Source organism: Chryseobacterium sp. AG363, assembly GCF_003610675.1.
GTDB lineage: Bacteria > Bacteroidota > Bacteroidia > Flavobacteriales > Weeksellaceae > Chryseobacterium > Chryseobacterium cucumeris.
This window is the reverse complement of sequence record NZ_RAQF01000002.1, coordinates 1787039-1810720: the sequence shown is the minus strand read 5'-3', so window position 1 is coordinate 1810720 and position 23682 is coordinate 1787039. Positions and strand designations below refer to the sequence as shown.

Here is a 23682-nt window from a genome sequence, read left to right as displayed (position 1 = left end):
CCTCCGGAGGGGTGGCGAAAATTCAAAGAATTTTTGACGGGGTGGTCAGAGATAGTATGTTTCAAATAACTGTTTAAAAACAAAAAGCTTTTAAATGTCTTTAATTTCAATAGAGTATGTTCTTTTGATAAAAATATTCAATGCTTTGTTTAATATTTTTTGCTCTGAATTCAATTAAAAATTTTACTTTTAAAGACTTAAAAAATTGACACCAAATGACCAATAAAGCTTTAGAAACCTGCTATGATTTCCCCTTTTTTTTCCCTGAAGAGCTTGCTGAAATATTCCAGGCTCATGAAAAAACATCTTTCCAGAAAGGTGATTTCATTCTTGAGGAAGGAAAAACAGCCAATGAATATTATATTCTTGAAAGCGGATTGGCGCGTTCCTATGTGAATGATTTCAACGGAAATGAAGTAACAACCCACTTTTTTGTAGAAAATGAAGTCATTATTGAGGTTTTGTCAATGTTTCAGCGGGTTCCGTCTCAGGAGAATATCGTTTGTATTACAGACTGCGAGTGCTGGAGGCTGGATTATGATACCTTCCAGGAGTTGTTCCATAAAATCCCCAACCTCAGGGAATGGGGAAGATCGTGGATGTCTCAGGAGCTTTTTGCCTACAAACAAAGATCTGTAGAAATGTTTACCCTTTCTGCCACCAGAAGATACCTTAATCTGCTGGAGCAAAAATCTAAAGTCATACAATTTGCCCCCTTGAAACAAATAGCGTCCTATCTGGGAGTTACAGATACTTCTCTGAGCCGTATCCGTAAGGAAATCGTCTCTCATCCTAAGAAAATTTAAATCTTGCCCTATGGCAAGTAGATTTTCATTGCACCTCGGTAATTTTGGATTACAGATTAACACTAAAATTACGAAAAATGAAAGTCAATCAAATTTATGTGAACCTTCCGGTAAAAGATGTACAGAAAACAAAAGAATTCTGGACTAAGGTAGGTTTTTCTATCAATGAACAATTCTCTGATGATAAAGCAACCTGCGTTGTTTTGAATGATACCATCTATGTGATGTTTCTGCAGGAAGATTATTTTATGACCTTCACCAATAAACCGGTTGCCAAAGAAAATACCAGTCAGGTTCTTGTAGCGGTAGGTTTGAACAGCCGTGAAGAAGTAGATAAAATAGTAAACACTGCTGTAGATAACGGAGCACGACAGCACGAAGAGCCCCAGGATTACGGATGGATGTATCAGAACTCCTTCTGGGATCCGGATGGGCATGGCTGGAATATTACTTTTGCAGATATGTCCCAAATGCCTGCTGAATAAATTAATCCAAATAAAAAAATAAATCTTGCCCTATGGCAAGCACATTCTTACCAAATCCTGATAATTTTGGATAACAATCACCACTAAAATTTAGAAAATGAATATTACAGATATTTACGTCAATTTACCTGTAAAAGACGTTCAAAAAACCAGAGAATTCTGGACGAAGCTTGGTTTTTCTATCAATGAACAGTTTTCAGATGATAAGGCCATATGTGTAGTCATGAAAGAAAATCATATCTACACCATGTTTCTTAAAGAAGAGTTTTTCCAAACCTTTACCAACAGACCTTTTGCGAAAGGAGATACTACTCAGGTACTTCTTGCTATCGGAGTCAACAGCCGGGAAGAAGTAGACGGTATGGTAAAAACAGCGATCGAAAACGGAGGGTCAAAATACAGTGAACCTGTAGATTACGGATGGATGTATCAAAGCAATTTTGCTGATATCAACGGCCATCAGTGGGAAGTAGTGCATGGTGATGCCTCTCAGATCCCTGCAGAATAATCCATAACACCACAAAATATATCATATGGAAACACAATCAAACGATATAGAAATCATAAAAAATCAGGTAACCAGTAACTATTTTGTGATTACGATGAATATCGATGGTATTACCCATGAAGAATCTATGATTTTTCCCAATGGTGAAGCTAATTGTATGAACTGGATTCTGGGACATTTAATTTACATCAGAAATCCCTTACTGAATATTTTAGGAGAACAATCTGTCTGGGATAGTGAAAAATTTTCTTTCTATAACAGGGGTGAAATTGCTTTAGATCATCAAGATAAATTGATTAGTTTCGAAGATTTAAAATCCTATCTTAAACAATCCCAGGATAAGCTGGAAGCAAAGCTCAGCACGCTTGATAGTTTTAAACCTGAAATGGTTAAAGATATATCAACCTTAAGCCTTCATGAAATCTATCACAGTGGGCAGCTGGGTTATCTCCGCAGAATTTTAGGAAAACCGGGTGCTATAAAATAGCAGGTTATTTTTAGATTTATTGATTCACTGGGAATGACAGGTACATCGCTGAAATATGAGTATTCCCTTTTTAGAAGAGTACAATTTTATCGCAGATAAAATCCTTGCAACTTAAAAACGCATAGTTTATAAAACTCTTAGCGCCTTTACGTTTCTCCAACCTACTAACCTCTAATTTCTAACTTCTAATCTCTGATTAAAAATGAAAACACCAAAATCAAAAAAAATGGAGCTCGTTATTCCGGCTTACAGAATGCATTCCCAAAGCTTTATGAATGTTTTGGACGGCATTTCGGAAGAAGACGCCTTGAAAAGAATTGAAAATAAAACCAATCATATCGTATGGATGGCAGGAAACTTTGTCAATATGCGCTACGGATTAGGTTCAATACTTGGGCTTCAGGGAGAAGACCCGTACAATGATTTGTTTTTCCAGGGAAAAGCACTGGATGAAAGTTTTAAATATCCAACCCTTGCTGAACTGAAAGAAAACTTTCATACAATTTCATCCAAAGTCTTTCAAAAACTTCATGAAGTAACCGATGAAGAGCTGGATGAAATATTTGAAATAGGAATGAACATCCCTTTCATTAAAGAAACAAAACTCAATTTTGTCGGAATGTGCATCGGCCGTGAAGACTATCTCTGCGGACAGATAGGTCTCATGCGCAGAATTTTGGATTATCCGGGAATGAAATATGATGTGGACGAAAATCTTAAATATTAATAATGAATCCAGTAGAAAAAGGCTATAGAAAAGTCAACGGAATCCAATTATATTACGAGATCTACGGATCAGGAAAACCTGTGGTTTTAATCCATGGCGGTGGCTCTTCAATGCTTTATGATTTTAAAGAAGTCATTGCAAGGCTGGAAGGCAAGTTCCAGCTGATAGGAATCGATTTACAAAACCATGGCAGAAGTGAACACCGCGATATTCCTGAAACATTTGAACAGGATGCAGACGATGTTGCAGGACTTTTGGCAGAACTTAACATTGAAAAAGCTTCATTCTGGGGATTCAGTAATGGAGGAAGTACGGTAATGCAGATTGGGCATCGTCATCCAGGAATTGTTGAGAAATTAGTGATTGCCTCTGCTTTTTATAAAAGAAGCGGAATGATAGACGGCTTTTTTGAAGGAATGCAGGAAGCAACTTTTGAATCAATGCCGGAACCTTTTAAAATTAATTTCTTAAGCCTCAATCCTGATTTTTCAAAGCTTGAAAACCTTTTTGAGAAAGATTGTACAAGGATGCAGACTTTTCAGGACTGGAATGATGAAGTGCTGAGGTCGATCAAATCACCTGCATTATTTATCAGCGGCGATCAGGATGTGATGAAGCCGGAACATACTGCCGAAATGTGGAGGTTGGTGAAAGGCTCCCGGTTATTGATACTTCCCGCAACTCATGGTACTTATATGATGCCGGACTTTGATGGAAGTATTGATGCCAACTTAATAGACTTTACCGTCAGGGAAGTAGAAAAATTTTTAAACCATTAAGCGTTTTTTTATTCATAGTAAATTAATTAATCCTTAATGGATCAACAGTAGAAACAATATTTTATAATAATAACTTTAAAATTAAAAATCATGGCTAAATTAAATCCATACCTAAATTTTGATGGAACAGCTGAAGAAGCGTTCAATTTTTACAAAAGTGTTTTCGGTGGTGAATTCGTTGGTGGAATTCATAAAATGGGAAATGCTCCCGGAACAGAAAACCTTTCGGAAGAAGAAAAAAACAGAGTAATGCACATCGCTCTGCCTGTAGGTGGGGACCTGTTAATGGCCTCCGATATTGTACCGGCATTCGGGCAGACTCTTACCGTAGGAAATAATAATTATGTGTCTATTTTCCCTGATTCAAAAAGCGAAGCAGACAGGATTTTTAAAGAACTTTCTGATGGCGGAAACGTTGAAATGCCTATTGAAGATCAGTTCTGGGGAGACTACTTCGGATGTTTTCAGGATAAGTATGGTGTTCATTGGATGGTGAACTATAATGAAGAATCTGCAAAATAATCTTATATTTAACTAATGATAATAAAGAGATGCTCATTTTTGGGCAGCTCTTTATTTAAACTTTTAAAAATATAGAACTATGGATCCAATTAAAATAGACATCACAATTTTAGCACCGGTGGAGAAGGTTTGGAATTATTTCAATGAACCCAAGCACATTACGAAATGGAATTTCGCCCATGAAACCTGGCACTGTCCTAGTTCTGAAAATAACCTTGTAGTAGGAGGCAAATTCAAAAACAGAATGGAAGCAAAAGACAAAAGCTTCGGATTCGATTTTGAAGGCGTATATGATGAGATTATTCCTCATGAGATCATGAGGTATCACCTTGAGGACGGACGAAAAGTGGAAGTTGTATTTGATAAGATAGATGAGAATACAACGAAAGTGATTGAAATTTTCGATCCGGAAAAACAAAATTCTGTGGAAATGCAGCGGGATGGCTGGTATGCTATTCTCAACAACTTCCACAAATATGTTGAGAATCATTAACAATATTTTTTTGTAGCCATGATCAATCTAGTTATCATGTCAAAGAGTTTAAACTCTATGTATGCTTTTAATTATGACTCTGCAGAGCAATTCCTTCACGGAGTTATTGCAATACCTGCTAGAAAAGCCTTAGAAAAAGAAAAAATAAATTCTTTGGAAAAACTTTCAGATTATTCCGAAAAAGAAATTATGCAGCTTCATGGTTTCGGTAAAAATGCAATGATGAAACTGAAGAATTACATGAAAGAAAATCAGGTCTGCTTTAAAGAAGCATAATATATATACAAATGAAAAATTTTGCAGTGTCATTGCAGTAAAACGGATTGGTATCGTTTAAAAGCAAAGGCATAAGATCTGTTTTTGCTGTATAGAAAGTTAAAAATACATCACCCTTTTTAAAAATTAAAATTATGAATAACGATATTTTCCCATGTCTCTGGTATGATGGAGACGCCAAGCAGTCAGCCGAATTTTATTGTAAGGTTTTCGGAGGCGAAATCACTGCAGATACTCCTGTTGTCATGAATATTGATTTGTTTGGACAGAGAATTATGCTTCTGAATGGAGGCCCGCAATTCAAAAAAAATGCTTCTATCTCTTTTATGGTAATCTGTGAAACAGAAGACGAAGTTCAAAAATACTGGGATCAGTTACTGGATGGCGGAATAGCTTTGATGGAACTGGGATCTTACTCGTGGAGCCCGAAATACGGATGGGTTCAGGATAAATATGGCGTAACATGGCAGTTGTTTCTGGGAGAAAAAGCAAGCGATCAGAAAATAATTCCGACTTTGATGTTTATCCATCAGAATAACGGAAAAGCCAAAGAAGCAATGGAACTTTACACGAAAACTTTTCCCAATTCAAGCATCGGAAATATATTGACCTACGGAGCAGGGAGCGAAGGACATAACATTCCGGAACCGGCAGAAAATGTTCAGCATGCTCATTTTACAATCGATAATTACAGCGTATTCTGTATGGATAATTCCTATGATCACCCATTTGACTTCAATGAAGGAATATCTTTAGTAGTAATGACTGATGATCAGGAGCAAACCGACAGATATTGGAATGCCTTTACAGCCGATGGCGGCAGAGAAAGTATGTGCGGCTGGCTGAAAGATAAATACGGATTAAGCTGGCAGATTGTTCCTAAGAGACTCATCCAGCTGATGAATGATTCTAACCAGGAAAAAGCCTATAAAGTTGTTCAGGCGATGATGAAAATGCAGAAAATTATTATTCAGGATCTGGAAGACGCTTATAATTCTTAAATATTTTCGGCGTATTGTTTGATGTGATTTAGGAAAAAGATTTGCATATGAAAACACAGAACAAATCAAACTCTAAGTCAAAAGTCCCTAAAGACGGGGTGTTTCCGGAAATTATCCGGAACGATTATCAGGGAAGCCGGAAGCTGCAGGGTAAAAAAGCGGTTATTTCCGGAGGAGACAGCGGCATAGGACAGGCGGTGGCCGTTCATTTTGCCAGGGAAGGAGCAGATGTCGCCATTATCTATAAAGAAAGTGACGATGATGCCAGAGAAACTCAAAAGCTGGTTGAGAAAGAAGGACAGAATTGTCTTGTGATCAAAGGAGATCTTACCCGGAAAGCATTCAGAACCAAATGCGCAGACAAGATTAAAACAGAGTGGAAGAATATTGATATTCTTGTTAATAATGCAGGAATTCATACCTCAAAAAGCAGTCTGGAAAAAATCTCTGATGAACAGATTCAGGAAACGTTTGATACCAATATCATTTCCATGATTTCGTTCACCAGAAATTTTCTTCCTATGATACCAAAAGGAGGACGAATCATTTGTACAACCTCTGTTACAGCGTACCGCGGAAGTGATCACTTAATAGATTATGCGGCAACAAAAGGTGCTGTTTTGTCCTTTATCCGGTCTCTTGCCGATAATCTTGCCGAAAAGGAAATTCTGGTAAACGGAATTGCACCAGGACCTATATGGACTCCATTGGTGAAAGAAGCTTTTGATGACCTTTCCACCTTTGGAAAAGACACTCCGCTGAAACGTGCGGGACAACCTTCTGAAGTAGCACCAGCTTTTGTTTTTCTTGCCTCAAAGGATGCAAGTTATATTACAGGAGAAATTATTCATATCAATGGAGGTGATTTTGTCGGAGGATAGAATGAGAAGCTAGAAGTGGTCACAATAACACTCTTACTCTCTGACCCTCAAACTCACTCGCTCTCCGGTACAATCACCTGCAACCTATTATCCACCACCTAATCGCTTAAAAAATATATGGAAAAATTATCATACGAAATAGAAATCAATGCTGAACCTGAAAAAGTATGGAGTGTCCTTTGGGGAGACATTACCTACAGGCAATGGACAACAGCATTTACAGAAGGTTCTTTTTATGAAGGAACGCTTGAAGAAAATAATATCGTTAAATTTCTTGATCCCAAAAACAATGGGATGTACAGCAGGGTAGAAAAAGTGATTCCCAATGAGGAAATAAAATTTTTGCACCTTGGAGAAATTTATGAAGGAATCGAAGTCCCTCAGGACTGGGGAGAAGCTACAGAGGCTTACTTTCTTGAGGAGAACGAAGAAGGAACTTTACTGAAAACAGAAATTCAGACACCGGCAGAATTTAAAGAATTTTTTGAAGAGAAGTTTCCAAAAGCGATGTCACTGGTTAAACATCTTTCAGAAAATCAGCTGTAAATAATTGAGTTAGAATTAAAGAAAAATCTGTGAGCTTTGAGATTGCTTCACTTTGCTCGTAGTGACCGATTAAAAAAAATGAAACAAATGGAAACCTTATCATACGAAACAGTAATTGATGCTCCCCTTCAGAAAGTGTGGGACATCCTCTGGAGTCCTGAAACATATAGTGAATGGACTAAGTATTTCGGTGCAGGATCTGTTATGAAATCCGACTGGAAGGTAGGTGGGAAAACTTATTTCCTGAATGCACAGGGAGAAGGAATGGTTTCAACCATAGACAGCATGGATGAACCTAACCAAATTGTATTCAAACATCTGGGAATGGTGGATAAAGAGGGAAATGAAGACACCCAGAGTAAAGAAGTCATGGAATGGAACGGAAGTTTTGAGAAATACTTTTTGATAGACTTTGGAGGAAAAACAAAACTTCATGCCGAAGTTCAGGTAGAAAAACAATGGCAGGATCATATGAATACAGGCTTTACAAAAGGATTAATGGTTGTGAAAAGTCTTGCGGAAGGAGTGAGCCTTGGTTCAGTTTGATGAAATCCAATGTTTAATGTTTAAGGTTTAGAGTTGGTTTCTTACCCTGAATACTAATATCTGCTACCTGCCACCTAATATCTACCACCTATAAATGAAATTACTCGTAATACTTTTCGCAACTTTTATTCTGGCTTTGCTGGGGACTTTTTTGTTTCAGGGGAAGCCGGATTTTATATTTTCAGGAAACCTGGGAATGGCTGTTTTTATCCTATTTACAGGTTTCTCTCATTTTAAATTTCAAAAGGGAATGGCGATGATGATTCCTGATTTTATTCCTGCCCGAATGTTTTGGGTATATTTTACGGGAGTTCTGGAAATTGCAGCAGGAATTGGATTGATGATCCCGTCAATTCGTGAGATGACAGCAATTTTACTGATCATTTTTTATGTACTGGTTTTTATAGCCAATATCAATTCTTCCAGGAATAAGATTAATATTTTTAAAGCCGATTACACCGGTCCGGGAATGAAATACCTTTACACGCAAAGGATTCCCATGCAGATTATTCTGATCGTATGGACCTGGTATTTCGGAATTTATTTACACTAAAAAGACAGTCTTTACAGACTGTCTTTTTTATATAATTGAGATTTTTTTTAATTAAATGATATAAAATTGTAACATTTTGTAACCGAATGTGTCTTATTATATAAAATGCATTTGTTTTCTATTGTTTTAAAAATGAGTGCTTTCTATAACTTTAACCTTTAAAACAGAAGTTATGAACCTAAATCACAACATTTTCGGTACAGCCCTTATTGTACTATCCACTATTATGACCAACGCACAGAGTTCTACTGCCAAACTGCCTGGAGATCCTACTTTGCCATCTTCCAAGGCTAATCTTGAGAAACTGATTTCTTACGACAAAGGAAACTTTAAATACAAAGTCGAAGACTATTTTGCAAGACCTAAAGCTTCAGCATTTAAAATCTCTCCTGACGGGAAATATCTTTCCTATAAAGAAAAAGATCAGGAGAAAAAAAATCATGTCTATGTAAAGGACCTGAGTACAGGAAAAATTACCAAAGCTATTGTAGAAAAAGATGATCTGATAAGAAACTATGGCTGGCTGAACAAAAAACGCCTTTTCTATACACAAGATAGAGGTGGAAATGAAAATATCCACCTGTATGCTACCGATACAGACGGAGGAAATCAAAAGGATTTAACACCATTTGACGGAGTAAAAGTGCAGGCCATTATTCCTATAAAAGATACTGATTTCGTTGTGGTAACGATGAATAAGAATAATAAACAAATCTTTGAACCTTTTAAAATCAATTTTGTCACCGGGGAAATGACCCAGCTATATGAAAATAAAGACGTAAACAGCCCTATCGACGATTATCTTTTTGATAAAGACGGAAATCTGAGAGGTTATAGCGTCCTTGAAAACGGATTAACCACAAAAACCTATTATAAAGATCTGCAGACCGGAAAATTCAATCTGATCAAATCTGCAGACTGGTCTGATACCTTCAGTATTATAGAGTTTAATGAAAATTCTAAAAATAAAGATGAAGCGTATGTAGTAACCAATCTGGATAGCGATAAAGCGAGAATTGTACTGTATGATCTGAAGAAGAATACAGTGATTAAAGAGGTTTATTCCAATCCTGTCTATGATGTAAGCTCAATAAGCACGGCGGGTAAAAACAGAAACTATGAACTTGACTATATCAGCTATGAAGGCACAAAAGGAGAAACAGTTCCGGTAAGTAAATTTTATAAAGAAATACATGACAAATTAAAATCTCAGTTTGGAGACAAGGAATTTGGAATTGCTTCTTCTGATGATAATAATGATAAACTTCTGGTTGTTGTAGGAAGTGATAAACTGTATGGAACTTATTATGAATACGATACCAAAACCAAGCAGACCAAGCTTCTGTACAACCTGATGCCGCAGCTGAAGGAAGAAGATATGGCTGAAATGAGACCTATCGAATTTAAAAGCAGAGACGGATTGACAATCCATGGGTATATTACCCTACCTAAAGCGGCATTGGAAGGTAAAAAAGTTCCTTTGATCGTAAATCCTCACGGTGGTCCTCAGGGAATCAGAGACAGCTGGGGATTCAATCCGGAAACACAATTGTTTGCCAGCAGAGGTTATGCAACCCTTCAGGTTAACTTCAGAATCTCCGGCGGATATGGAAAATCATTCCAGAAAGCGGGTTATAAGCAGATCGGAAGAAAAGCAATGGATGATGTGGAAGATGGTGTAAAATACGCCATTGAACAGGGATGGGTAGATAAAGATAAAGTTGCCATTTACGGAGGAAGCCACGGTGGATATGCAACATTGATGGGATTGATCAAAACTCCGGATTTATATGCTTGTGGAGTGGATTATGTAGGTGTATCCAATATCTTTACTTTCTTTGATTCTTTCCCGGAATACTGGAAACCCTACAAAGAAATGGTAAAACAGATCTGGTACGATCTTGATAATCCTGAGGAAGCTAAAATTGCTAAAGAGGTATCTCCTGTGTTTCAGATTGATAAGATTAAGAAACCATTATTTGTAGTACAGGGAGCTAATGACCCAAGGGTAAACATCAATGAATCTGATCAGATTGTAAAAGCGATGCGTGCCAAAGGATTTGAAGTTCCTTATCTTGTAAAATACGATGAAGGACACGGATTTGGAAAAGAGCCGAACAGAATTGAACTTTACAAATCGATGTTGGGATTCTTTGCTGAAAATTTTAATAAGTAAACTATTAATTAAATAGCATTTGAACGGAGGACTCAGGTCTTCCGTTTTTTTTACCATAAAGTCATTGCGAGCAAAGCGAGGCAATCTTATTAAAACTAGAAGTAGTAGAGTTGGAAAACGCAAAGACGCTAAAAATTTTCACAACAATCTGTATATTTTTAAGGCGCAAGGATTTTATCTCAGATAAAATTGAAGACTGCCTATTTTAGTTTTTTAGCTGATTATGTTGACTAAATAGATTTGAGAAGTCCCATGATTAGAAAATAATAAGACAGATCGCTTGCTGAAAATCTCTGATTTTCTTGCGCCTTACAATTATACATTATAACGATAAAAACTTTGTGCCCTTGCGTTTTCCAACAAAAATATTATTTTACAATTTTATCATTCATCATTCATCAATTATCAATTATCAGTCACCACCTTAGCCCCGATAGCAGCGGTTACCCCGGAACACGAGTGGGAGAGTCGTAGGGTAGGGTGTGGGATGGTCTGGCGTGAGGAGTATGAGCGGAAAGCGGGAAAAAGCTTCTTAAACATAAGTAATGAGTAATCCGGGAATAATTGAGAAGATAAAAACATGATGAATAAAAGAAAAATTGAATTGTAAGAAAAATATTTTAAATTTATTAAAGTAAAACTAAAAGGCTAACCGTCATATCAGTATGGAGGTTGTCGAAAAAATAACAATGCCACAGAAGGAGAAAGAAAGCATCATCTCACAGACCGTTTCCAACTACGGAGGGAAGCTGATGTCTTATATTCGTCCGAAAGTGAAAAACACGGAGGATGCGGAAGATATTCTGCAGGAAGTGTGGTATCAGTTCAGTAGCCTTACGAATCTCTCTGAGATCGTAAACGTTGGGGGCTGGCTGTACAGGGTGACGGCAAATAAAATCACAGACCGTTACCGGAAAAAGAAAACAGAAAATCTTGAAGATTTCGTATATGAAGATGAAGATGGCAGTTTTTCTATCAAGGATATCCTTTTGATGGATGAAAGTGCCGGTCCTGAAGTGAAGATGTTTCAGGATGAGATCTGGAAAAAACTGTTTGAAGCGCTTGATGAACTTCCCGAAAAACAAAGGCTGGTCTACGTAGAAAATGAACTGAACGACAAAACCCTCCAGGAGATCGCCGATGAACAGGGAGAAAACATCAAAACCATCATCAGTAGAAAAAACTATGCTGTGAAGCATTTAAGAAACAGATTGAGAAAATTATACGAAGATTTAAAAAGTTAGAAAAAGAAATTATGAATCATAAACACAAAAAGGGTTGGATTTTTTTATTGCTGTGCCCGCCATTAATTTTAGCTGCCGTTACATGGATTGTCATGATGCTTTGGAACTGCCTTCTTCCGGAGATTTTAGGAGCAAAAACAATTACTTTCTGGCAGGCCATGGGAATACTGATCTTAAGCAAAATTCTTTTCGGAGGTTTCCATTTTGGTAAAGGGGTGAGAGATTTCAAGGAAAGAAAGATGAGAGAAAAAATGGCAGGTTTATCTCCGGAGGAAAGAGAGAAATTTAAAGAAGTCTGGAGAAATAAATGCTCCGGTGGATTCTTCAACAGAAATAACGAATAATCTGAAATTTTTAAAGAAGTAGTAAAGTAAAAATCAGCATTCATTCGTCTCTATAAAAAACAAGAAGTAGTAAAATTTAAAATTTTGAAAAAATGAAAAATTCAGCATTAAAAGGGGCTCTTGGGGCATTAGCCGTTGCAGGTGTAGCCTTAATCGCTAAAAAAGCAATACAAAGAAAAAGATTTATCAAAGGTATTTTTGATGAGTACGGAATCAAAGAAAAGTCACCTTTCGGACTGGCAGATAAGATCAGGGAAATGAGTGATGAAGACTATCAGGAACTGAAAGGGAAATTCAAAAAAGAATTTCATTCAAGATGCTGCAAAAAGGATAATATGTGTGAAGCATAAGAAAAGTAAAAAACTAAATTGAAATTGTTACATTCCGGCTCGGGAAGCGAAGCTTCCCGAGCCGGAATTTTTATATAAAATAGTCCTGGTAAAGGCTTTTTAATACTATATTTGTTTCTTTCTAATTAAAAGCTATTTCCGGTTATGATGAGGTTTAGAAATATTTTTATTATCGTGTTTTCATTTTTTTCGATCATATTGTTTGGGCAAAAGTCACAACAAAAACAATATATTTTCTTTTTACATAATAAATTTTTGGAAGATCATTCTTTTGAGGAAAAACATGCGAAGTATGGTGTTGCAGAATATGAGACAATACTCAATAAGCTAAAGGATAAAAATACGATTATCATTTCTGAGAAAAGAAAAACGGACACAGATCCGTCAGCGTATGCTGAAAAAGTAAAAAAGCAGATTGACAGCCTGATAAAAAAGGGAATTCCTGCCGGAAGAATAACAGTGGTAGGAACTTCTCAGGGAGGTTATATTGCACAATATGTCTCTTATTATGAAAAGAATCCACAATTGAAATTTGTCTTCATCGGAGCTAGTTTCAAAGATGATTCTCTGGAAAAAGATAAAAATTTCAGATTGTATGGAAGGATTCTTTCCATTACGGAGAAATCAGATGACGGACATGTGCCGATGTCGTATGAACAGCGGTTCGTCAGATCCCACCTAAAAGATTTTAAAGAAATAGAGCTTAATACGGGATTGAATCATGGCTTTCTTTTCAAAGCACTCAATGAGTGGATTGCTCCCACTAAGGATTGGATTTCCCGTAAGTAATTACGGTCGGTCTATTACCGTTCAGTTCTTATGATTGAAGTTACTACGAAATGATCTGGGTAATTTGCGGCATCTGTGGGAAATACCTTTAATATAAAGTTGAGATTCCTTGCTTTGCTCGGAATGACAAAGGGGCTGTTGAACTCATTCAATTCATTTATTTGTTGAGAAGTACAATTTTATCGGGGATAAAATCTTTGCGCCTTAAAAATATGAAGGTATCTGTAAAAAAAACTTAGCGTCCTTGCGTTTTTCAACCAATAAATTATGAGAGATATTGAGATTTCTTCACCTTCAATCCACAATGACTTTTTGATCTATACTTCCAACAAAATTTTACCATAAACATCAAACGCAAAGAAAAATAAATCCTTATTTTTGTATTGCTCAATGAAAGATTACTACTATTTTCTCGGTATATCACAGGATGCTTCAGAAGAAGACGTCAAAAAAGCCTATCGTAAACTGTCCTTAAAATATCATCCCGATAAAAATGCCAATGATGACTTTTTTGCGGACCGTTTCCGTGAGATTCAGGAGGCTTATGAAACCTTAAGTGATCGCGCGCTGAGACGTACTTATGATCAGAATTTAGAAAACCATCAGCGAAGTTTCAGGTATAATATTCCGCCAGCCATCAAAACTTTTACAGCGAATAAAATTCATGCGAAAAAAGGAGAGGAAATTATCATCAACTGGCAGACGAGTAATGCCGATGTGGTGAAAGTTTTGCCTTTCGGATTAGAAAAGCCGTATGGAGAGAGGATCTTTAAGATCACAGAATTTAAAGACGGAAAATTCCAGCTTCTGCTTCATGCAACGAATTCTCTTTTGCACAAAACGGTTGTTCAGGGAATTACCATCACAGAAGTTTTTGAAAACGATTCTGAAAAGTTCAAAAGTTCGGTGGAAGAAATGTTTAAGCCGCAGCCTGCAACAAGAATAAACAAGTCGGGTCAGCCTAAGATAATGATGCTGATCTGGGGAATTATTATTCTGGCAATTGCGATCTATATGCTGATAAAAAACTTCAGCTAATTGCGTTTATGCCATTTTCTTTCTTCCCGGGCATTTTTTACATCTTTTTCCCTTCTTGAATTTTTTACAGCATGATTTCTTTTCACAGAACATCTCTTCGTTATTGAATGAGTAAGGTGCCAATGGCGGAACTTTAAATGGGACAATCATATTCATGCTGCAAATATATTAATTTAGAATAAATATAATTAATAAAATTTCATAAAATTCTTACAACCTGATGAATAGCAGTGGAAAATTACTTTAAAAGAGTTTTAATAGAATTAAATTTGAATGACAGACACTTTCAGTAGAAGTATAAAAATAGATGTTGAATACATTATATTTTTAAAAAAAATCGTTTAATAGATTCAATAATATGAGTGAGATTTATTGATTATATACACTAATTTAATACTACGTAAAGAACTTAATTATATAGAAATCGATGGTTTTTCTTGTGTATTATGCATAGAATAATGGTTATTGTTGATAAAATTAATGTCAACCTTATCATAATTTACGAAATGTAAATTGTGAGAAATATCACAAATAGATGTGTGAATTATCACCTCCTTGGTACTCTTGTGAAATCATTCAAAAAATTGTAATTTTACCCATCTTTTTACAAACAAAATCTAATAAATAAAAATGAATACAGAACAGTTTGTGAGCCGTCACATTTCCCTTAATGAAGCCGATAAACAGGCGATGTTGGAAAAACTTGGCGTTTCTAGTATTGAAGAGTTAATTTCTCAGACCATCCCTTCTTCTATCCGTTTAGAGAAAGATCTTGAGATCTCGGAACCACTTTCTGAATACGAAATGTTGAACCACTCAAAGGAATTGGCATCTAAAAATACTGATTATACAAGTTATATCGGATTTGGATACCACAATACACTTTTACCTTCAGCAATCCAGAGAAATATTTTTGAAAACCCTAGCTGGTATACGGCATATACTCCATACCAGGCTGAAATTGCACAGGGAAGACTTGAAGCTCTTCTTAATTTCCAGACTGTAGTATGTGATCTTACTGGTTTTGCATTAGCCAATGCCTCTTTGTTGGATGAATCTACTGCTGCTGCTGAAGCAATGCATATGTTCTTCAACAACAGATCTAAAGACCAGAAAAAAGCAGGAGCTAATAAGTTCTTTATTTCTGACCTTGTGCTTCCTCAAACAGTTTCTGTATTAAAAACAAAAGCTGAAGGATTAGAAATCGAAATCGTAGTGGGAGATCATAAAACTCACCAGTTGGATGCTTCTTATTACGGTATTTTATTACAGTATCCTGGTAAAAACGGAATCGTTTTAGACTATACAGAAGATATTGTAGAATATAAAAAACTTGATCTTCAGGTAGCGGTTGCTTGTGATCCGATGGCTTTGGTTAAGCTAAAGTCTCCTGCAGAAATGGGTGCTGACTGTGCCGTAGGAACTACGCAGAGATTCGGTATTCCATTAGGATACGGAGGTCCTCACGCAGCTTTCTTTGCTTGTAGAGAAGATTATAAAAGAGATATTCCTGGAAGAATCATCGGGGTTTCTCAGGATATGTATGGAAGACGTGCTTTAAGAATGGCATTACAGACAAGAGAGCAGCACATCAAAAGAGAGAAAGCTACTTCAAACATCTGTACAGCTCAGGTTCTTTTAGCAGTAATGGCCGGTATGTATGCTGTTTACCACGGACCAAAAGGATTAAACTATATCGCTGATCAGATTCACTTTAAAGCAAATGCTTTGAAAAACGGTCTTAAAGCATTAGGATATCAGGTAGTAGAAGAGCCAATATTCGATACTGTGAAAATCACTATGGCTGAAGATGAGAAAGCAAGATTGGTAAGACTGATGCTTGATCACAGATTAAACTTAAACTATTTCACAGAAGGAGTAGTAAGCATTGCGATCAACGAAAGTACAACATTAGAGAAATTAAACTATCTGATGGCTTCTTTCGCTCAGTTCAAAGACAAGCAGACTTTCAAATTAGAAATCAAAGAAGGATACAGTATTCCGGAAGAAAACTTAAGAAAAGACGAAATTCTTACAGAATCAGTATTCAACAAATACCATACGGAAACAGAATTGATGCGTTACATCAAGCGTCTTGAGAGAAAAGATTTATCATTGACTCATTCAATGATTTCTTTAGGATCTTGTACCATGAAACTAAACGCAGCCACTCAGATGTTACCACTTTCATGGGAAAACTGGGGCGCAATTCACCCATTCGTACCTGTAAACCAGGCTGAAGGATATCAGGAAATGATCCGTGAACTGGAGAAAGACTTAGCAGAAATTACAGGTTTTGCAGGAACTTCACTTCAGCCAAACTCCGGAGCACAAGGAGAATACGCAGGATTAATGGTGATCAGAGAATACCATATTTCAAGAGGAGACCACCACAGAAATGTAGTATTGATTCCTCAGTCTGCGCACGGTACCAACCCGGCTTCTGCTGCAATGGCAGGAATGAAAATCGTAGTGGTGAAAAACCTTGAAAACGGAGAAATCGACTTCGAAGATCTTAAAGCTAAAACAGAACTTCATTCAGCGAATTTATCTGCTGTAATGATCACTTATCCTTCTACGTACGGATTCTTTGATGCTAACATTAAAGAAATTACCAACCTTATCCACGAGCACGGAGGACAAGTATATATGGATGGTGCAAACATGAACGCTCAGGTAGGATTTACAAGTCCTGGAAACATCGGAGCAGACGTTTGCCACCTTAACCTTCACAAAACTTTCGCAATTCCTCACGGAGGCGGAGGTCCTGGAGTAGGTCCAATCTGTGTTGCTAAACACTTAGTACCTTTCCTTCCTTCTAACGCGAACATCAGAATCGGTTCCAAAGAAGCTATTGAAGGTATTTCTGCTGCACCTTACGGTTCAGGATTAATCCTTAATATTTCTTACGCTTACATCAAGATGTTAGGAACAGAAGGTCTTAAAAAGGCTACAGGACATGCCATCATGAATGCTAACTACCTGAAAGAAATTTTAGCAGAGCATTTCCCAATCTTATATTCCAACGAAAACGGAAGAGTAGCTCACGAATGTATCGTAGACTTCCGTCAGTTCAAGTCTTTAGGAATTGAAGTAGCTGATGTGGCGAAGAGATTAATGGATTATGGTTTCCATGCTCCTACCGTTTCTTTCCCGGTTGCAGGTACATTAATGATTGAGCCTACAGAATCTGAAAGCAAGGCTGAAATTGATCGTTTTGCAGAAGCGTTGATCTCTATCAAAAAAGAAATCGATGAAATTGCAAACGGTGAAGCAGATGCTACCAACAACGTATTGAAAAATGCTCCTCATACAGAACAGCTGGTAATCTCTGATTCTTGGGATAAACCATACAGCAGAGAAAAGGCAGCTTATCCGTTAGAGTGGGTAAGAGACCACAAATTCTTCGCTTCTGTATCAAGAGTAGACGAAGCATACGGAGACAGAAACCTGGTATGTACTTGTGAGCCGATTGAAGCTTATATGTAATCTCAGTTTTTTAACGATAAAAAAATCCCTTTCAGTAATGAGAGGGATTTTTGTTTTTATAGTCATTGCGAGCGTAGGGAAGCTGTCTCAATTTTCTATTTCTCTATAATCTCCTTTTGGCTTAAAATGTCCTGTTTTTTGATCGTAAAGAAAAATATATTCTATAGGAATTTTTTTGTAAGGATTATCAACAGAATATTTGATTTTTCTGCCATCTATTGTTAGATTGTCATACCAGAATCCATCCGGTGTTCGCCTCTGGATCAATACAAGTTTTCCTGTGAAAGCAATATCATTAAATCCGTCATTATTGTAGTCTTTAATTTTTAATTGCAGCTCATACGGTTCATAAATTTTGTTGTCTTCATGAGCATCATATGTTCTGACGTTACCCCTATAGATATCTTCTAAAGAGTCTGCTGTTATTTTGTAAATTTCATGACCTCCGTTTCCATGTGCTGTGACCGAGGTTGCCAGTAAGTATGGATTTTGTTTTGGGAAAATAGAAACAAATTCATACCGTTCTGCTGATAAAATTTTAACAAGCTTCCCTTCTTGTGTCAATAAGAGTTGATTTTTCCAGGGATATCCAGAATTTGGTCCTGTCTTCCAGTCGTATTCAACAAAGTAATACTCCTGATCTGAACCATTGATTTTCACCTTTTTGAATACCGTTATCTTTTCAACTTTTTTCTGAGCAGGACTTTCATGAACATGGAGATCAAAAGCTTGCTGAAGATTTTTGATAAATTTTGAAGAGTCTTTAATTAAAGGATAATCCACAAGATATTCAAGCGGGATAGACATTGTAAGGTTGGGATTCTCTTTGTCTGTCTGTTGAACATTTTCTTTTTTGTGAGTACAATTTAAAATGAGCAAAGGTAAAAATGCTGATAGGAATGTTCTTTTCATTAGGGTTATTAGTTACGAAAGAGAAATTTTTTGAAATTTATTATATTTTAATGAAATGCCAATCATTTAATTAAAATTTTTAAAACAAAATCACCTCCCAAAAATCGAGAGGTGTCTTAGTATTTAAATTCCGGTTTGTTATCTTCTTTTAAAGCTATAAGCAAGCAAAATAGCTACGCCCATAGTAACGCAGGTTATAATTGAAATGGTTTCAATGGAAATTCCACTTTTCATCTGTGTGTTTTCTTTTTCACATGAAAAAAAGAATAATAATGTCATGAACAGACATACCGATAGTAATTTTTTATCCATAAATGTATTTGTTTGGTTACGAAATATTTACAGCAAAAAGTATACCGAATTTGTAGACTAAGGAATGGGTTTATTGACTTGTCCTTATAGTTAATACCTGGGATTAATGAGTAACAAAGGTTTTTCTTATTACTAGCCCTTCGACAGGCTCAGGGGGACAACTGAATACCTACCGAAATTTTTAAGCGTTGTCAGACTGAGCCTGTCGAAGCCGGTATTTTACTAAAGAGATAGGTTTTTACTGCTTAATTTTCGGTTAAATTTTGGAAACGTTATCTATTACCAAAATATAATGACAATAATGTATAATGATACCGGCAATGAAAAGAAGAGAAGCTATTAGTATCTCAGTAGTCAGGTGATTTAGGATAAAATGCAGGATCAGGAAAAGTACAGCGGAATAGATCAGGGAAAATACTATAGAATAAAATGCTTTTGTTTTGTAGGTAAGAATTCTTGTATGTTCGTTGTAGTAGAAGTATTCTTTGCCAGGTGAGAAAACTAATGGGGATTTGTTGGCAAAATCAAGTTTAACATTTTGTTTTCACCTATGATGGTGCCGTAAGCAGGAACAATATCAGTTAAGCCCCTTTCTGTGATTGAATGACATACTGCATCAGTGACATTTTTAAACGTTTTGCTATCTTTTATTTCTCTCTCAAAAGTATAAGTAAATGGGAACATGTAGTTGTAAGCTTAGTTATTTGTTTTTCCTTCATCCCAATAATAACTGTCCGGGTAGATTCTCGCTCCAAAAACGGCAGTTCCCACCCGTACAATGGTGGCGCCTTCTTCAATGGCTGTTTCCAGATCGCCGCTCATTCCCATAGAAAGTTCCTTCATTTCTACGTTGGGGATATTTTCGGTGATGATGTCCTGCTGAAGATTTTTCAGGATTTTAAAGCATGCTCTTACTTTATCGGTCTCAGCACTGAACAGACCGATGGTCATCAATCCCTTTATCTTTAAAGTAGAGTAATTGGAAATCTTTCGGGTAAGTTCAATAGCCTGATCAGGATCAACTCCAAATTTGCTTTCTTCATTGGATGTGTTCACCTGAATTAAAACATCCATCGTTCTTTTTTCACTCAAAAGTCTTTGATGAAGTTTTTCAGCAAGTTCCAGTCGATCCAGAGACTGGACGCAGGTAACATCGTATTTCAGGATATCTTTGATTTTATTGGTCTGAAGATGGCCGATAAAATGATTTTCATGGGGAATGTCTTTCAGGTTTTCATATTTCTCCTTCAATTCCTGTACCTTATTTTCTGCGATTAATTCCTGTCCGTTTTCCAAAGCAATTTTGATACGGTCTGCAGAAACAGTTTTCGTAGCCAGTAATAATCTGACTTCATTACTGTTTCTTCCGGATTGCTCACAAGACTTTCTTATTCTTTCATTGATCAAAGCGAGATTGTGGAAGATATCTTCTTTCATGATGAGATGGTTTCTTTGGCTTCCAGTTTTTTAATTAAAGCAGCTTTCACGGCTGTTAAAGCATAATCTTTAGCTTCAGCAAAAGAAATAGCGTATTTTCTTTCAATCGTTCTCAAGTCTTCCGGAAACTGTGCTAATAATTGATTGTAGTACGAATCCAGAATTTCTGCGGAAGGCATTTCATAATTAATTTTTAGCTGGAAACGTCTTAGAAGAGCGGTGTCAATAATCTCAGGATGATTGGTGGCACAGATTAAAAGCGCATTTTCAGGATAATAATCAATCAGCTGAATCAAAGTATTAACCAATCTTCTCATTTCGCCCACATCTTTATCATCGCTGCCCCTTGCTTTCCCGATCTGATCCAGTTCATCAAGAAAAAGTACCGATCTTTCTCTGGCGGCTTTATCAAAAATCATTTTAATATTCTGTGACGTTTCTCCAATGCGAGACGAAACAATATTACTAAGATTTAAAATAATAATATTTTTTCCAAGGGCATTAGCAATTGCTTTTGCCGTCATTGTTTTTCCACATCCGGAACTTCCTTCAAGTAAAATCTTATGGTTAACCGGCAAGCCATACTCCTGGAGCTCTTTAACGTAATTATGCTCTTTAATGAGCTGTACTAGCTGTTCTCTGTTGTTGGCATTAAGAAATACTTCGTTAAGATTTACCTGTTCTTTATCTTGAATAATAAGGTTGTACAGATTCATGATGATTAATGATTATTGAATAAACAAAGATAAAGCTTTATTGAATGTTAAAAAGAATCCTGAAAAATAATAAACACCTGGTCCACCGGATACTGAATGATAAATAATAAATAATAAATGATGCTGGTATTTGGTATTAGAAACAATCTGTGAAATCTGTGGGAAAAAGACTATATAAAAAAGAAAAGCCGGACTTGCGACCGGCTTTTCTCATTGGATATTAAAATTTGTTATGAAACTAAGATCTTTCTGCTTATGTTTTTGGGCCCTTTTACCCGATGGTAAAAGAGCAATCCGATCTCTCAGACTAAAAACATAAAACAATATAATTAGTATAGATATTCTATAGGCTTGTTTTATTTTAAGATTAGTTTCTTTCTCTTCTTACTGTCATAAAATATGAAGTGATTACTACTAAACCTGTTACGATACCGATATAAGTTACCATTTTGTATTATTTTTAATTATTTGACTTTTTTTTATCAATCTTTCAATTGCAATATTACTACTTTCAAATCATGTGCCAAAGTAAAATACTATGATGTTTATCAGTGTATTACGGGGTTTTGTGTTCATGTATTAGTGAATTTTTGTTTACAATAAATTAATGTATTATTTGAAATTTATTAATACTTTTATTATTCTATCTGTAAAATCATGTGAATGTGTTAATCGTTTGTTGACTTCTATATTGGAGTTGATAAAACAAATAATAAATAATGCGTAGCATAATATTAGTGTAAGGTGTAATTTTTGAACTTTAATTTTTCACTTTAAATAGATGTTTATGTTAATAAAATTTATTTTTAACACTTGTTTTTACACTGGAATTTTTGTCAGTTGTCACATTTCATGTCATAGAGAAATATTATTTTATGCCAGAAATGAAAATAAAGTTGTCTGCTGACCGATTATTTTGAGGCAGTAGAATCCAGACAATGAGAATAAATGGGTTTGAAAATAAGAAGCTTATGAAAATTATTGAAGTTTCGAAGGAGCTGGATAACAAAACATTGCTTATCCCGGGAATAGAGTGGTGTGAAAGAATTTTCTTTTTGAATTCCCCGGGGGCTTTTACTACTTTTGCAGAAAGAATGAATTTATGGGACGCAGTTATATTTTTCTTGCACTGGCAATTGTATTTGAGATTATTGCCACGACTTTTCTGAAAAAGTCTGAGGAATTTTCTAAACTCTGGCCATCAGTAGTGACAGTTGTTGGTTATGCCTGTGCATTTTATTTTTTGAGTCTTACCCTTCGCCACATCCCCGTAGGAATTACCTACGCCATCTGGTCCGGAGTAGGTATTATTTTTATAACGATGATTGGAGTGATAGCATTCAAGCAGGTTCCAGATCTGCCTGCCATTATCGGGATTGCCCTGATTGTAATTGGTGTGATTATTATTAATGTGTTCTCAAAGATGGGAACTCATTAAAAAATAATTTCCTGATGCTTCTGCTTCTGTTTCCAGTGCTGGGATCTTGTTTTGTATAAAAAGAACTTTCCCAGTTTATATTTGAATTTTAAATATCCTCTGAACTCAATGCCGTTAAATAATGTAAAAGGAATGGTCGGATTTTCCTTTAATGATTCCCTTATTCCTTTACTGAATACGGTAGGACCTGTAGTAGCATGGATATTATGTGGATAGCGGTGAGTGTCTATGTTATCAATCATCAATTCTAATGTCTTCTTAAGAAAAGGATGGTTTTTATTGAAAATAAGAGCCCATTGAACATACAGGTTTTCGTGTCTTTCTACACTGATCACAGCTTCATCATCTTCCTGAATAAGTTTTTCAAACGGTTTGATAGTGCTGCTGTCTATATCCAGGTATATTCCTCCTTTTTTATATAAAATAGCATACCTGAAGAAATCTGCTTTTGCCGCTCCAATAGTCAGTTTACGGTAGCTTTTGATATATTCTGGAGGAAATTCTTCGGTGATAAACTTCTCTATATCCTGGTCATCATAGAAAAAATAGCGGTATTCCGGATTTTTCCTTTTCATATTCCAGATGTGATACCTTGTAATCAAAGGAAGTTTTTTAGTTATAAAAGTCTGAAATATTTGTTTGGGTACTGCCATTTTCTTTTTTTAAAGTATATTCTTATGTAAAAACCGAAATCATTTTTTCATCAGCAATGTGTAGCAGTAATAAGATTTTTCCTGAAATAGAGAGTTACCTATCTTTGAAATAGCTTATGCTTAGCTGGAGATTTGATTCTATTTTAGACGAATGGTTAAATAATGTGGAGAATA

27 protein-coding genes are annotated in these 23682 nt (G+C 36.0%); 22 read left to right on the top strand and 5 right to left on the bottom strand.

Annotated features, from left to right (window positions below):
- Positions 1 to 215: 215 nt before the first annotated feature.
- The 20 genes from DEU39_RS08270 (at position 216) to DEU39_RS08175 (ending at position 14551) form a co-directional block, all read left to right on the top strand.
- The gene (locus DEU39_RS08270; RefSeq protein ID WP_079242156.1) at positions 216 to 806 is read left to right on the top strand and encodes a Crp/Fnr family transcriptional regulator; all 591 of its coding nucleotides are present in this window, start codon (positions 216 to 218) and stop codon (positions 804 to 806) included.
- Positions 807 to 883: 77 nt separating this feature from the next.
- On the top strand, positions 884 to 1291 hold the full coding sequence (locus DEU39_RS08265; RefSeq protein ID WP_120231590.1) for a VOC family protein: 408 nt from the start codon (positions 884 to 886) through the stop codon (positions 1289 to 1291).
- A 97-nt stretch (positions 1292 to 1388) separates the two neighbouring features.
- Positions 1389 to 1799 carry a VOC family protein gene (locus DEU39_RS08260; RefSeq protein ID WP_120231589.1) on the top strand — a complete coding sequence of 137 codons (411 nt, stop codon included), beginning with the start codon at positions 1389 to 1391 and terminating at the stop codon, positions 1797 to 1799.
- A 25-nt stretch (positions 1800 to 1824) separates the two neighbouring features.
- The gene (locus DEU39_RS08255) at positions 1825 to 2286 is read left to right on the top strand and encodes a hypothetical protein (RefSeq protein WP_120231588.1); all 462 of its coding nucleotides are present in this window, start codon (positions 1825 to 1827) and stop codon (positions 2284 to 2286) included.
- A gap of 202 nt (positions 2287 to 2488) precedes the next feature.
- Positions 2489 to 3013: a DinB family protein gene (locus DEU39_RS08250; RefSeq protein ID WP_120231587.1), complete on the top strand. Its 525-nt coding sequence runs from the start codon at positions 2489 to 2491 to the stop codon at positions 3011 to 3013.
- Between the two features lie 2 nt (positions 3014 to 3015).
- Positions 3016 to 3792, top strand: coding sequence for an alpha/beta fold hydrolase (locus DEU39_RS08245; RefSeq protein WP_120231586.1), 777 nt, complete (start codon positions 3016 to 3018; stop codon positions 3790 to 3792).
- 90 nt (positions 3793 to 3882) lie between these two features.
- Entirely contained in the window at positions 3883 to 4314 is a 432-nt protein-coding gene (locus DEU39_RS08240) for a VOC family protein (protein WP_062675266.1), read from the top strand.
- A gap of 79 nt (positions 4315 to 4393) precedes the next feature.
- A complete protein-coding gene (locus DEU39_RS08235; protein ID WP_120231585.1) occupies positions 4394 to 4807 on the top strand; it encodes an SRPBCC family protein in 414 nt (137 codons plus the stop codon).
- A gap of 36 nt (positions 4808 to 4843) precedes the next feature.
- On the top strand, positions 4844 to 5083 hold the full coding sequence (locus tag DEU39_RS08230; protein ID WP_228432187.1) for a hypothetical protein: 240 nt from the start codon (positions 4844 to 4846) through the stop codon (positions 5081 to 5083).
- 134 nt (positions 5084 to 5217) lie between these two features.
- Positions 5218 to 6084: a VOC family protein gene (locus tag DEU39_RS08225; protein ID WP_120231584.1), complete on the top strand. Its 867-nt coding sequence runs from the start codon at positions 5218 to 5220 to the stop codon at positions 6082 to 6084.
- Between the two features lie 47 nt (positions 6085 to 6131).
- Positions 6132 to 6965, top strand: coding sequence for an SDR family oxidoreductase (locus tag DEU39_RS08220; protein WP_120231583.1), 834 nt, complete (start codon positions 6132 to 6134; stop codon positions 6963 to 6965).
- 117 nt (positions 6966 to 7082) lie between these two features.
- The gene (locus tag DEU39_RS08215) at positions 7083 to 7511 is read left to right on the top strand and encodes an SRPBCC domain-containing protein (protein ID WP_120231582.1); all 429 of its coding nucleotides are present in this window, start codon (positions 7083 to 7085) and stop codon (positions 7509 to 7511) included.
- Positions 7512 to 7598: 87 nt separating this feature from the next.
- Positions 7599 to 8057, top strand: a complete 459-nt coding sequence (locus DEU39_RS08210; protein ID WP_062675261.1) for an SRPBCC family protein — start codon at positions 7599 to 7601, stop codon at positions 8055 to 8057.
- Between the two features lie 94 nt (positions 8058 to 8151).
- Positions 8152 to 8610 (top strand): DoxX family protein, encoded by a 459-nt coding sequence (locus DEU39_RS08205; RefSeq protein ID WP_120231581.1) that lies wholly within the window; start codon positions 8152 to 8154, stop codon positions 8608 to 8610.
- Positions 8611 to 8782: 172 nt separating this feature from the next.
- Entirely contained in the window at positions 8783 to 10786 is a 2004-nt protein-coding gene (locus DEU39_RS08200; RefSeq protein ID WP_120232223.1) for an alpha/beta hydrolase family protein, read from the top strand.
- Between the two features lie 665 nt (positions 10787 to 11451).
- Positions 11452 to 12030, top strand: coding sequence for an RNA polymerase sigma factor (locus tag DEU39_RS08195; protein ID WP_034697053.1), 579 nt, complete (start codon positions 11452 to 11454; stop codon positions 12028 to 12030).
- Between the two features lie 11 nt (positions 12031 to 12041).
- Positions 12042 to 12374 (top strand): hypothetical protein, encoded by a 333-nt coding sequence (locus DEU39_RS08190; RefSeq protein ID WP_047433535.1) that lies wholly within the window; start codon positions 12042 to 12044, stop codon positions 12372 to 12374.
- Positions 12375 to 12466: 92 nt separating this feature from the next.
- The gene (locus tag DEU39_RS08185; protein ID WP_062675259.1) at positions 12467 to 12724 is read left to right on the top strand and encodes a hypothetical protein; all 258 of its coding nucleotides are present in this window, start codon (positions 12467 to 12469) and stop codon (positions 12722 to 12724) included.
- 255 nt (positions 12725 to 12979) lie between these two features.
- Positions 12980 to 13513, top strand: coding sequence for an alpha/beta hydrolase (locus DEU39_RS08180; RefSeq protein WP_183037394.1), 534 nt, complete (start codon positions 12980 to 12982; stop codon positions 13511 to 13513).
- A gap of 390 nt (positions 13514 to 13903) precedes the next feature.
- Positions 13904 to 14551, top strand: coding sequence for a J domain-containing protein (locus DEU39_RS08175; RefSeq protein WP_120231579.1), 648 nt, complete (start codon positions 13904 to 13906; stop codon positions 14549 to 14551).
- A gap of 6 nt (positions 14552 to 14557) precedes the next feature.
- Here DEU39_RS08175 and DEU39_RS24330 read toward each other — a convergent pair whose 3' ends face one another.
- On the bottom strand, positions 14558 to 14707 hold the full coding sequence (locus DEU39_RS24330) for a hypothetical protein (protein ID WP_164723264.1): 150 nt from the start codon (positions 14705 to 14707) through the stop codon (positions 14558 to 14560).
- A 474-nt stretch (positions 14708 to 15181) separates the two neighbouring features.
- On the opposite strand from DEU39_RS24330, the gene gcvP reads away from it, so the two are divergent.
- Positions 15182 to 18040 (top strand): aminomethyl-transferring glycine dehydrogenase, encoded by a 2859-nt coding sequence (gene gcvP / locus DEU39_RS08170; RefSeq protein WP_120231578.1) that lies wholly within the window; start codon positions 15182 to 15184, stop codon positions 18038 to 18040.
- A gap of 87 nt (positions 18041 to 18127) precedes the next feature.
- On the opposite strand, the gene DEU39_RS08165 is transcribed toward gcvP, so the two are convergent.
- From DEU39_RS08165 to DEU39_RS08155, 3 genes are all read right to left on the bottom strand, one after another.
- Positions 18128 to 18952 (bottom strand): hypothetical protein, encoded by an 825-nt coding sequence (locus DEU39_RS08165; RefSeq protein ID WP_120231577.1) that lies wholly within the window; start codon positions 18950 to 18952, stop codon positions 18128 to 18130.
- Positions 18953 to 19960: 1008 nt separating this feature from the next.
- Complete coding sequence (locus tag DEU39_RS08160) at positions 19961 to 20701, bottom strand: YggS family pyridoxal phosphate-dependent enzyme (RefSeq protein ID WP_120231576.1); 741 nt, start codon at positions 20699 to 20701, stop codon at positions 19961 to 19963.
- The gene (locus DEU39_RS08155) at positions 20698 to 21417 is read right to left on the bottom strand and encodes an AAA family ATPase (RefSeq protein ID WP_120231575.1); all 720 of its coding nucleotides are present in this window, start codon (positions 21415 to 21417) and stop codon (positions 20698 to 20700) included. Before DEU39_RS08155 ends, DEU39_RS08160 begins: the two co-directional genes overlap by 4 nt.
- A 1102-nt stretch (positions 21418 to 22519) precedes the next feature.
- Here DEU39_RS08155 and DEU39_RS08150 point away from each other — a divergent pair.
- Positions 22520 to 22855 (top strand): DMT family transporter, encoded by a 336-nt coding sequence (locus DEU39_RS08150; RefSeq protein ID WP_120231574.1) that lies wholly within the window; start codon positions 22520 to 22522, stop codon positions 22853 to 22855.
- Here the strand turns inward: DEU39_RS08150 and DEU39_RS08145 are convergent.
- Positions 22852 to 23508, bottom strand: coding sequence for a glycosyltransferase family 32 protein (locus tag DEU39_RS08145; protein ID WP_062675250.1), 657 nt, complete (start codon positions 23506 to 23508; stop codon positions 22852 to 22854). The two genes, DEU39_RS08150 and DEU39_RS08145, sit on opposite strands and share 4 nt — an antisense overlap.
- Positions 23509 to 23682 lie beyond the last annotated feature (174 nt).

What these genes read in the sequence shown, in the direction of transcription:
- DEU39_RS08270 (WP_079242156.1), top strand. Translation starts at nt 216, where the DNA reads ATGACCAATAAAGCTTTAGAAACCTGCTATGATTTCCCCTTTTTTTTC.
- DEU39_RS08265 (WP_120231590.1), top strand. Translation starts at nt 884, where the DNA reads ATGAAAGTCAATCAAATTTATGTGAACCTTCCGGTAAAAGATGTACAG.
- DEU39_RS08260 (WP_120231589.1), top strand. Translation starts at nt 1,389, where the DNA reads ATGAATATTACAGATATTTACGTCAATTTACCTGTAAAAGACGTTCAA.
- DEU39_RS08255 (WP_120231588.1), top strand. Translation starts at nt 1,825, where the DNA reads ATGGAAACACAATCAAACGATATAGAAATCATAAAAAATCAGGTAACC.
- DEU39_RS08250 (WP_120231587.1), top strand. Translation starts at nt 2,489, where the DNA reads ATGAAAACACCAAAATCAAAAAAAATGGAGCTCGTTATTCCGGCTTAC.
- DEU39_RS08245 (WP_120231586.1), top strand. Translation starts at nt 3,016, where the DNA reads ATGAATCCAGTAGAAAAAGGCTATAGAAAAGTCAACGGAATCCAATTA.
- DEU39_RS08240 (WP_062675266.1), top strand. Translation starts at nt 3,883, where the DNA reads ATGGCTAAATTAAATCCATACCTAAATTTTGATGGAACAGCTGAAGAA.
- DEU39_RS08235 (WP_120231585.1), top strand. Translation starts at nt 4,394, where the DNA reads ATGGATCCAATTAAAATAGACATCACAATTTTAGCACCGGTGGAGAAG.
- DEU39_RS08230 (WP_228432187.1), top strand. Translation starts at nt 4,844, where the DNA reads ATGTCAAAGAGTTTAAACTCTATGTATGCTTTTAATTATGACTCTGCA.
- DEU39_RS08225 (WP_120231584.1), top strand. Translation starts at nt 5,218, where the DNA reads ATGAATAACGATATTTTCCCATGTCTCTGGTATGATGGAGACGCCAAG.
- DEU39_RS08220 (WP_120231583.1), top strand. Translation starts at nt 6,132, where the DNA reads ATGAAAACACAGAACAAATCAAACTCTAAGTCAAAAGTCCCTAAAGAC.
- DEU39_RS08215 (WP_120231582.1), top strand. Translation starts at nt 7,083, where the DNA reads ATGGAAAAATTATCATACGAAATAGAAATCAATGCTGAACCTGAAAAA.
- DEU39_RS08210 (WP_062675261.1), top strand. Translation starts at nt 7,599, where the DNA reads ATGGAAACCTTATCATACGAAACAGTAATTGATGCTCCCCTTCAGAAA.
- DEU39_RS08205 (WP_120231581.1), top strand. Translation starts at nt 8,152, where the DNA reads ATGAAATTACTCGTAATACTTTTCGCAACTTTTATTCTGGCTTTGCTG.
- DEU39_RS08200 (WP_120232223.1), top strand. Translation starts at nt 8,783, where the DNA reads ATGAACCTAAATCACAACATTTTCGGTACAGCCCTTATTGTACTATCC.
- DEU39_RS08195 (WP_034697053.1), top strand. Translation starts at nt 11,452, where the DNA reads ATGGAGGTTGTCGAAAAAATAACAATGCCACAGAAGGAGAAAGAAAGC.
- DEU39_RS08190 (WP_047433535.1), top strand. Translation starts at nt 12,042, where the DNA reads ATGAATCATAAACACAAAAAGGGTTGGATTTTTTTATTGCTGTGCCCG.
- DEU39_RS08185 (WP_062675259.1), top strand. Translation starts at nt 12,467, where the DNA reads ATGAAAAATTCAGCATTAAAAGGGGCTCTTGGGGCATTAGCCGTTGCA.
- DEU39_RS08175 (WP_120231579.1), top strand. Translation starts at nt 13,904, where the DNA reads ATGAAAGATTACTACTATTTTCTCGGTATATCACAGGATGCTTCAGAA.
- DEU39_RS24330 (WP_164723264.1), bottom strand. Translation starts at nt 14,707, where the DNA reads ATGAATATGATTGTCCCATTTAAAGTTCCGCCATTGGCACCTTACTCA.
- gcvP (WP_120231578.1), top strand. Translation starts at nt 15,182, where the DNA reads ATGAATACAGAACAGTTTGTGAGCCGTCACATTTCCCTTAATGAAGCC.
- DEU39_RS08165 (WP_120231577.1), bottom strand. Translation starts at nt 18,952, where the DNA reads ATGAAAAGAACATTCCTATCAGCATTTTTACCTTTGCTCATTTTAAAT.
- DEU39_RS08160 (WP_120231576.1), bottom strand. Translation starts at nt 20,701, where the DNA reads ATGAAAGAAGATATCTTCCACAATCTCGCTTTGATCAATGAAAGAATA.
- DEU39_RS08155 (WP_120231575.1), bottom strand. Translation starts at nt 21,417, where the DNA reads ATGAATCTGTACAACCTTATTATTCAAGATAAAGAACAGGTAAATCTT.
- DEU39_RS08150 (WP_120231574.1), top strand. Translation starts at nt 22,520, where the DNA reads ATGGGACGCAGTTATATTTTTCTTGCACTGGCAATTGTATTTGAGATT.
- DEU39_RS08145 (WP_062675250.1), bottom strand. Translation starts at nt 23,508, where the DNA reads ATGGCAGTACCCAAACAAATATTTCAGACTTTTATAACTAAAAAACTT.